The sequence below is a fragment of the Halorhabdus sp. BNX81 genome, from assembly GCF_029229925.1.
Taxonomy (GTDB): Archaea; Halobacteriota; Halobacteria; order Halobacteriales; family Haloarculaceae; genus Halorhabdus.
Genome location: NZ_CP107254.1, coordinates 966,506 through 979,259 on the forward strand (window position 1 = coordinate 966,506; position 12,754 = coordinate 979,259).

Annotated in this window: 9 protein-coding genes; 5 read left to right on the forward strand and 4 right to left on the reverse strand. The window is 63.8% G+C overall.

The features are described 5' to 3' along the window. Positions 1–171 precede the first annotated feature (171 nt). The 4 genes from HBNXHr_RS04820 to HBNXHr_RS04835 form a co-directional block, all read right to left on the reverse strand. Positions 172–2,400, reverse strand: coding sequence for a CDC48 family AAA ATPase (locus tag HBNXHr_RS04820; RefSeq protein ID WP_275883366.1), 2,229 nt, complete (start codon positions 2,398–2,400; stop codon positions 172–174). Positions 2,401–2,547: 147 nt separating this feature from the next. Next, positions 2,548–2,835, reverse strand: a complete 288-nt coding sequence (locus tag HBNXHr_RS04825; RefSeq protein ID WP_275883367.1) for a rubredoxin-like domain-containing protein — start codon at positions 2,833–2,835, stop codon at positions 2,548–2,550. Between the two features lie 130 nt (positions 2,836–2,965). After that, positions 2,966–4,192, reverse strand: a complete 1,227-nt coding sequence (gene metX / locus HBNXHr_RS04830; RefSeq protein WP_275739973.1) for a homoserine O-acetyltransferase — start codon at positions 4,190–4,192, stop codon at positions 2,966–2,968. Continuing rightward, entirely contained in the window at positions 4,189–5,484 is a 1,296-nt protein-coding gene (locus HBNXHr_RS04835) for an O-acetylhomoserine aminocarboxypropyltransferase/cysteine synthase family protein (protein WP_275739975.1), read from the reverse strand. Before HBNXHr_RS04835 ends, metX begins: the two co-directional genes overlap by 4 nt. Before the next feature lie 193 nt (positions 5,485–5,677). On the opposite strand from HBNXHr_RS04835, the gene HBNXHr_RS04840 reads away from it, so the two are divergent. The 5 genes from HBNXHr_RS04840 (at position 5,678) to HBNXHr_RS04860 (ending at position 12,718) form a co-directional block, all read left to right on the forward strand. Beyond that, a complete protein-coding gene (locus tag HBNXHr_RS04840) occupies positions 5,678–6,790 on the forward strand; it encodes an alanine--glyoxylate aminotransferase family protein (protein WP_275740876.1) in 1,113 nt (370 codons plus the stop codon). A 127-nt stretch (positions 6,791–6,917) separates the two neighbouring features. Continuing rightward, a complete protein-coding gene (locus tag HBNXHr_RS04845) occupies positions 6,918–7,982 on the forward strand; it encodes a 2,3-butanediol dehydrogenase (protein WP_275739977.1) in 1,065 nt (354 codons plus the stop codon). Positions 7,983–8,358: 376 nt separating this feature from the next. Then, complete coding sequence (locus tag HBNXHr_RS04850) at positions 8,359–9,513, forward strand: Fic family protein (RefSeq protein ID WP_275883368.1); 1,155 nt, start codon at positions 8,359–8,361, stop codon at positions 9,511–9,513. A 276-nt stretch (positions 9,514–9,789) separates the two neighbouring features. Further along, positions 9,790–11,871 (forward strand): NAD-dependent DNA ligase LigA, encoded by a 2,082-nt coding sequence (ligA, locus tag HBNXHr_RS04855; protein ID WP_275883369.1) that lies wholly within the window; start codon positions 9,790–9,792, stop codon positions 11,869–11,871. Between the two features lie 94 nt (positions 11,872–11,965). Beyond that, entirely contained in the window at positions 11,966–12,718 is a 753-nt protein-coding gene (locus HBNXHr_RS04860; protein ID WP_275883370.1) for a pirin family protein, read from the forward strand. Positions 12,719–12,754 lie beyond the last annotated feature (36 nt).

A 12,754-nucleotide genomic window follows, 5' to 3' on the forward strand; every position in this document is an offset into this window, starting at 1 on the left:
AATTTACAGATGATGATTTGACCCAAAATGAAGATGTCCGGCGCGCTACGCGCGCCGGTTCACCGCCGGAGCGGGACGCAGTCCCGCGACGGCGGCCTTTTTGGCCGAGCTTTTTGGAGTGAGCGGTGGACGAACGAAGTGAGTCCACCCGAACTCGAAAAAGGTCGTCTCCTACTGGAAGCCGATCCGGTCGGAGCCCTGGCGCTGGCGCGAGTCGGGGCCGCCGCCCTTGAACTGGTCTTCCATCTGCTCGAAGTACTCGCGGATGTCGTCGGTAACGGTCGGCCGGACGCCTTCCAGCGCCGACCGGAAGTGAGCCATCCCGATCGAATCGGCGTCCTCGTTCTCCCGGAGAGACTGAATGGCCGCCTCGCGGGCGATACTCTCTAGGTCGCTGCCGACGTAGCCTTCGGTGATCTCGGCGAGTTCGCGCAGCGAGACGTCGGGTGAGAGCGGCGACTCGTCAGTGTGGATCCGGAGGATCTCCTCGCGGCCGTCGACATCGGGTTCGCCGATGTAAACGAGGCGGTCGAACCGACCAGAGCGGATGAGTGCGGGGTCGATCATGTCCGGGCGGTTGGTCGCGCCGATGACCATGACGTCCTCCATGTCCTCTAAGCCGTCCATCTCGGTCAGCAACTGGTTGACGACGCGTTCGGAGACGTTCGACCCCGAGCCCTGGCCGCCACGGCCGGGGGCCAGCGAGTCGAGTTCGTCGAAGAACACGACCGTCGGCGCGACCTGGCGGGCCTTCCGGAAGGTCTGGCGGATGGCCTTCTCGCTTTCGCCGACCCACTTGCTCAGTAGCTGTGGCCCGCGCACCGAGATGAAGTTGGCGTCGGTCTCGTTGGCGACGGCTTTGGCCATCAGCGTCTTGCCGGTCCCCGGTGGCCCATAGAGCAACACTCCAGATGGCGGTTCGACGCCCATCCGGTGGAACTTTTCCGGGCTGGTCATCGGCCACTCGATCGACTCCTGGACCTCGTCTTTCGCCGATTCGAGCCCGCCGACGTCGTCCCAGCTGATTTTGGGTAACTCGACGAGCACTTCCCGCATCGCCGACGGTGAGACCTCGTTGAGGGCTCCCTTGAAGTCGTCACGCTTGATGATCATCCGGTCGATAAGGCTCGGCGGGATGTCTTCCTCGTCCAGATCGATCTCGGGGAGGTACCGCCGAAGGGCCTTCATCGCGGCCTCCTTCGTCAGGCTCTCGATGTCCGCGCCGACGAACCCGTGGGTGTCCTCGGCCAGCCCCGGGAGGTCGACATCGTCTGAGAGTGGCATCCCGCGGGTGTGGATCTTGAGGATCTCCTCGCGGCCGGTTTCGTCGGGCACGCCGATCTCGATCTCGCGGTCGAAGCGACCGGGGCGCCGGAGCGCGGGATCGACCGAGTCGACACGGTTGGTCGCGGCGATGACGACGACCTGCCCCCGGGATTCCAGGCCGTCCATCATCGTCAGGAGTTGGGCGACGACGCGGCGCTCGACCTCGCCGGTGACGTCCTCGCGTTTGGGCGCGATCGAGTCGAGTTCGTCGATGAAGATGATCGACGGGGACTCCTCGGTGGCGTCCTCGAAGATCTCCCGGAGTTGCTGTTCGCTCTCCCCGTAGTACTTCGAGATGATTTCCGGGCCGGCGATCGAGAAGAAACTCGCCGAGGTCTCGTTGGCGACGGCTTTCGCCAGCAACGTCTTGCCCGTCCCGGGCGGGCCGTGCAGGAGCACGCCGCTGGGCGGTTCGATTCCCAGTTTCTTGAAGATCTGGGGGTGTTTCATCGGCAGTTCGACCATCTCGCGGACGCGCTGGATCTCGTTCTCCAGGCCGCCGATGTCCTCGTAGGTGATCCCGCCCCCGGTCTTGTCGTACCCGGAGATGGGCTCCTCCCGAAGTTCGACGTCGGTGTCCTCGGTGATGAGGACGACGCCTTCGGGTTCGGTCTCGACGGCGATCAGCGGGATGGCCTGGCCCGGCGAGCGCATGAATGGGTGGTTCGTGCTCGACATCACGGGGACGATGTCGCGCTCGACGACCGGCCGTTTGAGGATCTGCCGTTTGACCATACCGGCCGCGTCCGAGCCGAATTGGACGCTCGCTTCCTCGGGCGGGGCAAGCACGAGCGAGTCGGCTTTCTCGGCTTCGGCCTTGCGGATCTCGACGCGCTCGCCGATACCCGCGTCGGCATTTTGCCGGGTGAAGCCGTCGATGCGGACCGTGTCGGTGTTCCAGTCCTGGCGGTCCGCCCGCCAGACCTTCGCAGCGGTGGTCTCGGCCCCTTCGATCTCGATGATGTCGCCGGGGGAGAGCTTCAGGTGCAGCAGCGTATCGGGATCGAGGCGCGCGATGCCCCGGCCCGAGTCGTTCGGGTAGGCCTTCGCGACCTCAAGTTGAACTTCGTTCATGATGGGGATGCAGTATGTCACAGTCAGGCATCCCGGGAGATATGCTTTTTGCTACCACCGGTTGTTCAGTCGGGAAGATAGTTGGACATGCCGACCGGCGGACAGTCACCTCGGTCTCTATCGTGTTGTTAGCGGTTCGAGACGGCGTTAGTCTTCCTGCCAGTAATAGATATCCTCTTTGGGCGCCCCGCACGCTGGACATTCATCGGGGAGCTTCTCGATATCACCCATCTCGCCACAGGACCAACACCGCCACATGAGTTCAGCCTCTCCCGCAATCCCGCTGGCGAGGTGCTCACTCGACAGCGCGGCGATTCCGCCGTCTGTCGAGACATAAAAGCCATGTTCGTCGAACCCCCGTACTGTCCCGAGTCTGGTACCGGCCTCGTCGTAGATCTCCGTCCCGAACGTGACGTCTGTCGGATCGGGCGCCATCGTGGCTAGTCAAACGGTACCACGTCTCAAAAAGTTTTGCCTCTCTGTCAGGTCTGCCGGGAGTCACTCGGCGGACGACATTCACCAGTCGGCGAATGGACCTACTGCCGTCGATTTCCACCGTCGCACGTCACTGCGAAAACAGGCTCGTATGGACGGGCGCGAAGTCGCTGTCGGCCGGTTCGTCAGCGTCATCGTTGGTGTCCGTCACGGCCGACCCGGAGACGCCCTCGCCGAGGAAGTCCGCAAGCGGTGGGCCGACGTTTTCGGGTTCGACGAGGAACGCGTCGTGGCCGTGGTCGGATTCGACGACGTGGTGGGCCGTCTTCACGTCGGCGTCTCTGAGCGATTCGGCCAGTGACTCGGCCTGGGCGACAGTGAAGTGCCAGTCCGACGTGAAAGACATCACCAGCGCTTCTCCGTCGAAGGCCGCGAGTGCGTCGGCGTCGGATTCGAAGCCGGCGGCGAGGTCGTAGTTCTCCGTCGCCCGGGTCATCGTCAGGAAGGCGTTGGCGTCGAAGCGGCCGACGAACTTCTCGGCCTGGTAGTCGAGGTAGGACTCGACATCACGGTAGGGGAAAAACGCGGCTGCGGGCTCCTCGGGGAAGGCCCGATGGGCCTCCCGGCCCGCTGACCGGCGGCCGAACTTCCGGTCCATCGAGGCCTTCGAGAGGTACATCACGTGGCCGATCTGGCGAGCCAATGCCATGCCGTTGGTCGGTTCTGGGTGATCGTCGCCGTAGTAGTCGCCGCCGTCCCAGGCGGGATCGCCGGTGATCGCCCGGCGCTTGATGCCGTGCAGCGCCAGCGACTGGGTATCGAGTCGTGCAGAGGTCGCGATCGGGGCGATCCGATCGACGTGGTCCGGGTGGCGCTTGGCCCATGCGAGAACGTTCATGCCGCCGACGCTGCCGCCGACGACGGCGTGGAGGTGCGGGATCCCGAGTTCGTCCAACAGGGCGCGTTGGGCCTCCGTCCAGTCGCTGACCGTCACCGGCGGGAAGTCCGTCCCGTATGGCTCGCCGGTCTCGGGGTTCGTGCTCGCGGGACCGGTCGTCCCGTAACACGAGCCGGGGACGTTCGCACAGACGACGTAGTACTCGGTGGTGTCGATGGCCTTGCCCGGGCCGACGATGTCGTCCCACCACGCGCGGGCCTGGCCGCTGGTGGCGTCGTCGGCGTCGGGATGGGAGGCGACGTGGGCAGAACCAGTCAGGGCGTGACAGATCAGCACCGCGTTGTCGCCGTCGAAGTCGCCGTAGGCCTCGTAGGCGATCTCGAGTTCGGGGATCGACTCCCCACACTCGAACTCGAATTCGCCTACCGAAACCGTCTCGTGTTCGGCGGTGACCGTCATGTAGCTGTCTCGATTCCCTCTTTGAGGTCCCCAATGATGTCTCTGACGTCTTCGATCCCGACCGACAGCCGGACCATGTCCGGCGCGACGCCGCTGGCCCGCTGTTCTTCCGGTGAGAGCTTCGCGTGTGTCGTCGAGGCGGGATGGATGACCAGTGTCTTGGCGTCGCCGACGTTCGCGAGGAACTGTGCGAGGTCGGTCTCCTCACAGAGTCGCTGACCGGCTTCGTAGCCGCCCGAGAGGCCGAACGTGACCATGCCGCCGTATCCACCCTGCAGATACTCGCTGGCTTGCTCGTGGGTCTCGTGGGCTTCGAGGCCCGGATACGATACCCATTCGACATCGGGATGGTCGGTGAGGAATTCCGCGACGCGGGTGGCGTTCTCGCAGTGCCGTTCCATGCGCACGGCAAGGGTTTCGGCTCCCTGCAGCGTCGTCCAGGCGTCGAAGGGCTTCTGGCCGTCGCCGACGTTTCGGACGGCCCGCTGGCGAGTTGCGACCGCGAACGCTCGCTTGCCGAAGCGATCGACGAAGCTCTCCCCGTCCAGTGTGCTGGCGCTGTCCCCCAGCGCGGGATACGTTTCGGGATGGTCCGCCCAGGGGAAGCTTCCGCCGTCGATCACCACGCCGCCGACGGTCGTCCCGGAGCCGTGGATCCACTTCGTCGTCGACTCCCAGACGACGTCAGCGCCGTGGTCGATCGGATTGCAGAGATACGGCGTCGCGAAGGTGTTGTCGACGACCAGCGGCGCGCCGTTATCGTGGGCGATCTCGGCGATCCGCTCGATGTCCGGCGTCACGAGCGAGGGGTTGCCGATGGTTTCGAGGTGGACGTAGGCCGTCCCGTCGTCGATGGTTTCGGCGTAGGCGTCGTAGTCAAGGGTGTCGACGAAGCGCGCTTCGATCCCCCGCTCGCGGGCGGTCGTCGTCAGATAGGAGTGGGTCCCGCCGTAAATCGAGGACGCAGAGACGATGTTCTCGCCCGCGCTCGCGAGGACGGTCGTCGTCGCATCGAGAGCGGCCATTCCCGACGCGGTCCCAACGGCGTCGACGCCATCTTCCAGTGATGCGAGGCGGCGTTCGAGGGTCCGGACCGTCGGGTTGTCGAAGCGGCTGTAGATGTTGCCCTCGGCCTCCAGTGCGTAGAGATCCGCTGCGCGATCGGCGTCGTCGAAGGCATAGGAGGTCGTCTGGTATATCGGCGGTGCGACTGCGCCGGTCTCGGGATCGGGTGTCTGGCCGGCGTGCAGACACCGCGTCCCGAAGCGTCGTGGGGGGTCCTGTCCGTTCATGTTTCGTATGCATATACCTCTGGCTTCGTATAACTAAGAGTTACGGCAAATTTGGGGCGGGTGTCGCTTTCACCCGGTGGCTCATCTCGGATCATCAGGGGCCGATCAGCGACGCGCTTGGACTGGTTGCAGCGTCGTATCAAAAATACCATGCCGCCCGACTCCGAGAAACGAGATACGAACGGTGGTATCCGTGACCGAAAAACGCGAATATACCGACGACTATCCCGAAAAGACGCTGTACATCCCCGGTCCGACCGAAGTCCGCGAAGACGTCATCGCGGAGATGGCCCAGCCGATGTTCGGCCATCGGATGGACCGGATGACCGACCTCTACACCACGATCGTCGAGGACACGAAGGAGTTCCTCGACACTGACAACGAGGTCATCATTTTGACGGGGTCGGGGACGGAGTTCTGGGAGGCGTCGACGCTGAACCTCGTCGACGAGAAGATTCTCGTGCCGACCTGCGGGAGCTTCAGCGAGCGCCACGCCAACGTCGCCGAGCGCCTGGGCAAGGACGTTGACCGCCTCGAATACGACTGGGGTGAGGCCATCAAACCCGAGGACGTTCGGGAAGCCATCGAGGCTAGTGATAACGAATACGACGTGGTCGCAAGCGTCATGAACGAGTCCTCGACGGGCGTCCGCAACCCAATCGAGGAGATCGGCGATGTCGTCGCTGAATACGAGGACACCTACTTCGTCGTCGACGCAGTGAGCGCACTGGGCGGCGATTACGTCGACATCGACGAACACAACATCGACGTGATTTTCACCTCGACCCAGAAGGCCTTCGCGATGCCGCCGGGGCTGGCGATCTGTGTCGTCAGCGACGAGGCTTACGAGCGCGAAGTCGAGAAGGATTCCGCGTCGTGGTACGGCGGCTTCCAGCGTTGTCTGGACTACTACGACCGGAAGGGCCAGACCCACTCGACGCCGGCCATCCCGATCATGCTGGCCTACCGCAAGCAGATGAAACACATGCTCGAAGAGGGCCACCATGCGCGTGACCAGCGCCACCGCGAGATGACCGAGTACGTCCACGACTGGGCGCGCGAGCACTTCGATCTGTTCGCCGAGGAAGGCTATCGCTCCCGGACGGTTTCGTGCATCGAGAACACCCAGGGCATCGACGTGGCTGGGACCATCGAGGAAGTCTCGGCGGAGTACGACATGGTCTTCTCGAACGGGTATGGCTCGCAACTCGGCGAGACGACCTTCCGGATCGGCCATATGGGCGAACACGACGTCGAGAGCATCAAAGCGCTGACCGACGCGATCGAGGACGTCGCCGATCTCTGAGGGCGGTCTCCGCGATCCGAACACCCGACGGGCATCCAACACGGGTCTATTAAGGCGCAACTGGCGTTACCGGAGATTGGGAACCGATCGACCTGTTATGCCTGCCTGCGTGTAACGCTGGGAGTGTATGGACGCAGCCAGATATCACGGTCGAGAAGATATTCGCGTCGAAGATGTCGAACCGGAGTCGGTCGGCCCCGACCAGGTCCGAATAGACATCGAAGCGTGTGGCATCTGTGGGTCGGACCTCCACGAATACACTGCCGGTCCGATCTTCATCCCGGGGGACGCCCCCCATCCGGTCTCGGGGGCCCAGGCACCGCTCACAATGGGCCACGAGTTCAGCGGGACAGTCTCGGAGGTCGGCGCTGACGTCACCGACTTCTCGGAAGGAGACGCCGTCACGGCCAATCCGATCATCTACTGTGGCACGTGTTCACGGTGTGAGGCCGGGGAGTACCACCGCTGTGAATCGCTCGGGTTCACCGGACTGGCATCGAACGGCGGATTCGCCGAGAACGTCGTCGTCGACGCCGAACAGGTCGTTGCGCTCGGTGACGTCCCGGTCGAACACGGCGCACTCGTCGAACCGCTGACGGTGGCACTCCACGCGGCCCGCGTTGCCGACGTTTCGGCTGGCGATTCGGTCGCGGTCTTCGGGAGCGGCCCGATCGGCCTCTGTCAGATTCAGGCGCTGCGGGCGGCCGGTGCCGATCCCATCATCGTCTCGGAACCGCGTGACGAGCGACGGGCGCGCGCCGATGCGTCCGGGGCGGACGTACTGATCGACCCGACCGAGGATGACGCTCTCGATGTCATCCGGGCAGAAACCGGTGAGGGTGTCGACATCGCCTTCGACGTCGCCGGCGTCGAGGCGACGTACAACCAGGCGATCAACAGCACCCGGCCCGGTGGGCGCGTCGCGGAGGTCAGCATCTTCGAGGAACCCCTCGAAACCCAGCCGAACGACCTCGTCATTCCCGAACGCTCGATCGTTGGCTCGATCGCCTACCAGGGCGGCCCCCGATCCGGCGAGGAGTTCGGCATGGTCATCGACATGCTCGAGGACGGCCGACTCGACCCCGAACCGCTCATCACCGACCGGATCGGCCTCGAGGACATCGTCGAGGACGGATTCGAACAGTTACTCGATCCGGAGAGCGATCAAGTGAAGATTCTCGTGAAACCGTAGCCCGCTGTTCGATCTCGTCGGACTACTCGACGATGTGAAGCCGAGCGTGTCCGTGAGCGGGCGGAGAAGTTTCGCGAGAACGTCGACGAACGAGTAGGCGGGGTCGACCAGTGATACTCGATTCGTGTTTCCTGATCGCCGCGATCGCGCTGGCCCGGGACGAACCTGTCGTGACGCCCAATGCCGAGGAGTTCGCCCGGACGCCGGTTCGGGTGAGTTCGTACTGAACGCGCTGGAACGCTACTGCACACACGCCATTTGAGTTAGCTCCCGTTGCTTCGACTGATTCGTCATATCTGTTGTGGTCTCTCCCTTCTCTAAATCCAAATATAGGGAAGATATTTGAGTTAAGGGAACAATTGCCTTCCTGATTCCAATGGCCAGAGACGGACTTCCAGATGAGGCACCGGGGAAATACGTCCCGTTCGGACAGCGGTCGTACTACCTCCCGGACGAACTGCCGCCAGCGGATGGGATCGAATTCAGTTCCGGGTTTCAGGAGACGCTTCAGGATGCGATCTACCAACTGGGTCGTCTGGAGGGGATCAGTGAACAAACGGACGCGAGCCCGATCGTCTATACGTCACTCGTGCGACGCGAGGCCGTCGAATCGGTCCTCATTGAGGGGGCAGATATCGAACTCGAGGACCTCTTTCGGCCCGAAGACATCGACCACGGCGAGACGACCAAAGACATCCGTGAGGGGATCAACTACGAGACGGCCGTTCGAGAGGGAGCCACTCGCGTCTCCGAGACCGGAGAGATCACGGTCGACTTGCTCCACGACCTGCACGGGACGCTCATGGCGGGTGTCCGTGACGAGGGGGATGGCGCGGGTGCATTCCGGACGGCACCGGTCCACATCCCCCCGCCCGAGCCACACCTGACGCCGTTCGTGCCACCCGCCGCCACGAAGGTCCCCAGTCTCGTCGACAACCTCGTGGCGTACATCCAGGACGGTGGTGCCTATCACGACCTCGTCGACCTGGGCCTCGTTCACTACCAGTTCGAGACGATCCACCCGTACGGCGACGGGAACGGCCGCCTGGGTCGATTGTTGATCACGCTCCAGCTCATCAAGCAGGGCTATCTGAGCGATCCGTACCTCTCCCCGAGCGCGTACTTCAACGAGCACAAGATCGAGTACGTCAATCGAATGCGAGCGGTAAGCGAGGAAGGTGCCTGGGAGCCGTGGCTCCAGTTCTTCGTCGACGGCATCCGACAGCAGGCGGCCGACGCAGTCACGCGAACGGACGAATTGCGCGACCTCCGACGGGAGTACGAGGTCCGCTATGGCCACGAGAAGACTGCCAGGGATCGGCTGGCGATGCGACTCTTCCAGTATCCATACGTCACGACAAAGGAGGTCCAGAAGCTGCTCGATGTGTCCCACCAGACCGCCCGGAATGCGATCACGGCCCTGGAGGACGAGGATGTACTCCAGGAGACCACCGGGAAAGAGCGCTACCAGGAATTCAAAGCAGTGGACATTTTCGACATTCTAACTCGGTCGTTCGATGGATCGGCGTGAATCTCGATTTGAGTTAGATTCGATGGTACTGACAATAACATATAAAACTACTGAATGAGTGGACACGTAACTAAATTTTTCCAAGATAATTTTGAGTCAATACAGGTGTACGGTACGCAATTCAAATGAGTCCAGGGAGACCTCATTGTCGGACAGTGCCGGAGACGGATCGTGCCCGGACCTCGTGGGTCGGGTGACGCCGCACCCTTTCTTGTTGTAGCTGTCGTCGCCCCTTCGAACGGTAGCCTTATTCTCAGGCCGCCGCGAAACGACGGTATGACAGCGGTCGAACCGCCGGATAACCCTTACGTCGAGGACCCGTCGACGGACTTCGAGCCGATCGAGAATTTCGACACTGAAACCGCCCGCGAACAGGCCACACAGTTGCGGGAAGCGATCCGGTATCACGACCACCGCTACTACGTCGAGAACGATCCCGTGATCGGCGATCGGACCTACGACGCCCTCTTTGCCCGCCTGCAGGATCTCGAAGATCATTTCGATCTCGACCGGGAAGGCAGTCCCACCCAGCGTGTCGGCGGTGAACCGCTCGACGAACTCGAGTCCGTCGAGCACGTCGCGCCCATGCAGTCGATCGACCAGGGCGGCGAGGAGAGCGACGTCCGGGAGTTCGACGACCGCGTCGCCCGTGGACTCGCCGACGCGGGCTTCGATCCCGACGCGCGGACCTACTTCTGTGAGCCGAAGTTCGACGGCCTCTCGGTCGAAATCGTCTACGAGGACGGCGTCTACCAGCGGGCGGCGACCCGCGGGGACGGCGAGGTCGGCGAGGACGTCACCGAGAACGTCCGGACGATCCCGAGCGTTCCGGGCCGCCTCCGGGGTGATTTCCCCGAGTTTCTGGCGGTCCGCGGGGAGGTCTACATCCCCACCGACGCGTTCCAGGCGTACAACCGCGAACGCATCGAGCGCGGCGACGACCCCTTCGCCAACCCCCGGAATGCGGCCGCCGGGACGCTCCGCCAACTCGACCCGTCGATCACCGCCGAACGACCGCTCTCGATCTTCTTCTTCGGCGTCCTCGATGCGAGCGTCGAGTTCGAACGGAACAGCGAGGTCTACGACCGTCTCCCCGAGTGGGGACTGCGGGTGACCGACCTCGCCGAGGAAGTCGACTCGATCGACGCTGCCATCGACTACCGCGACCGGCTGCTCGATCGGCGCGACGATCTCCCCTTCGAGATCGACGGCGTCGTGCTCAAGCTGAACGACCGGGCGGCCTGCGAGGCACTCGGCTCGACGGCGCGCGCGCCGCGGTGGGCTTTCGCCTACAAGTTCCCCGCCCGGACCGAGCGCACGACGATCCGGGACGTCGTCGTCCAGGTCGGCCGGACCGGTCGGCTGACGCCGGTCGCGCTCATGGACCCGGTCGAGGTCGGCGGCGTGACGGTCTCGCGTGCCTCGCTGCACAACCCTGCCGAGATCGAGCGCCTCGGGGTCGGAATCGGCGACGAGGTGCGCGTCCAGCGGGCCGGCGACGTGATTCCGGAGGTCGCGGAGGTCGTCGAAGCGGCGAGTGAGGGCACCGTCGAGTTCCCGGAGACGTGTCCCGTCTGTGACAGCCCGGTCGAGCGCGACGGCCCGCTCGCGTTCTGTACCGGCGGACTGGCCTGTCCAGCCCAGTTAGAGCGGGCGATCGTCCACTACGCCAGCCGCGCCGGCCTCGACATCGAGGGACTGGGTGAGGAACGCGTCCAGCAACTCCTCGATGCCGGACTGGTCGAGGAACTCGCCGACCTCTACGAACTCGGACAGCTCGATCTCACGTCACTGGAGGGCTGGGGGATGCAGTCGGTCGCCAACCTGCAGGACGAACTCGAAGCGAGTCGCGAGCCACCGCTCGATGATTTCCTCGCGGCGCTGAACGTCCCCTCGCTCGGCGATGCGACGGCGACTGCTCTCGCCCGGGAGTTCGGGACGTTCGAGGCCGTGATGGACGCTGACCGCGAGCAGTTGCAGGCGGTCGACGACGTCGGGCCGAAAGTCGCCGCGGAGATCCGGGAGTTCTTCGAGAGTGAGCGCAACCGCGCGGCCATCGAGCGCCTCCTCGAACACGTCGAGCCCCAGCCCTACGAGGTCGAAGGCGGTGCGGAACTCGACGGGCTGACGTTCGTGTTCACCGGGTCACTGGACGGCTACACCCGGAGTGAGGCGCAGGAACTCGTCGAGACCCACGGCGGATCAGCGACGAGCAGCGTCTCGGGCAACACGGATTACCTGGTTGTTGGCGAGAATCCGGGCCAGCGCAAGCGTGACGACGCCGAGACTAACGACGTTCCAATCGTCGACGAGGACGACTTCGAGGAACTGCTTGCCGAACGTGGCGTCCTGGAGTGAGCGGGCGGAAATTCCACGGAGACAGCCTCACTGCCGCACGACGCACTTTGTCGCATCCCTCGGCCATATGTCCGTCCAGTCCCAATGGTACATAATGAGTCTCGAATCGACGGGCACGCTGTATAAAGCGCCACGTACGGACGTTTCCCAGAACCAGGGGAAGTTTCGCACCCATTTCAATTTCCCCGGGAGGAACCTTCCCGATCACGACGACCACGGGTACGGCCCGCTCGCGACTGTCGTCGAGTCGTTCATGGACCCGGACACACTCATTTCGATGCACCAGCACCGCAACGAGGAGATCATCTCATGGGTCCCTGCGGGCGTGATGCGTCACGACGACGGCGAGGGGAACAAGCTCGTGACCGATCCCGAGCACATGATGGTAATGAACGCCGGCAGCGGCTTCTGGCACGAAGAGCGCACGCTCGCCGACGACCCGCCGCTGCGGATGCTCCAGATCTTCGTCCGCCCGCACAGCCTCGACCTCGAACCGGACATCCAGCACGAGCCCATCCCCGAGCCCGTCGACAACGAGTGGCGCCATCTCTTCGGCCCCGAAGGGTCCGAGGCGCCGCTTTCCGTGCGCAACGACGTCCACTTCTACGACGTTCACCTCGAAGAGGGTGCCAGTGTCGATCTGCCGACCGAGTCAGGCTGGGACACGTACTTCTACGTCTTCGACGGGGCGGTCACCACTGGGGATACACACTTCGGAAAGACGGAGAGCGGACTGCTCGTTGAGGACACCGCGACGACGGTCACGGCCGGGACTGAGACGCTGCTCGTCGCGTTCACCATCGATCCCGACGCGCCGGTCACCCGGCAGGGGACGATCGGCCGCTGAGCGGCCGATCGGTCCCGATCCGTCCCGTCGCGATGG

Excerpts from the sequence above, each read along its gene's own strand:
- HBNXHr_RS04820 (WP_275883366.1), bottom strand. The coding sequence starts at position 2,400 with ATGAACGAAGTTCAACTTGAGGTCGCGAAGGCCTACCCGAACGACTCG.
- HBNXHr_RS04825 (WP_275883367.1), bottom strand. The coding sequence starts at position 2,835 with ATGGCGCCCGATCCGACAGACGTCACGTTCGGGACGGAGATCTACGAC.
- metX (WP_275739973.1), bottom strand. The coding sequence starts at position 4,192 with ATGACGGTCACCGCCGAACACGAGACGGTTTCGGTAGGCGAATTCGAG.
- HBNXHr_RS04835 (WP_275739975.1), bottom strand. The coding sequence starts at position 5,484 with ATGAACGGACAGGACCCCCCACGACGCTTCGGGACGCGGTGTCTGCAC.
- HBNXHr_RS04845 (WP_275739977.1), top strand. The coding sequence starts at position 6,918 with ATGGACGCAGCCAGATATCACGGTCGAGAAGATATTCGCGTCGAAGAT.
- HBNXHr_RS04850 (WP_275883368.1), top strand. The coding sequence starts at position 8,359 with ATGGCCAGAGACGGACTTCCAGATGAGGCACCGGGGAAATACGTCCCG.
- ligA (WP_275883369.1), top strand. The coding sequence starts at position 9,790 with ATGACAGCGGTCGAACCGCCGGATAACCCTTACGTCGAGGACCCGTCG.
- HBNXHr_RS04860 (WP_275883370.1), top strand. The coding sequence starts at position 11,966 with ATGAGTCTCGAATCGACGGGCACGCTGTATAAAGCGCCACGTACGGAC.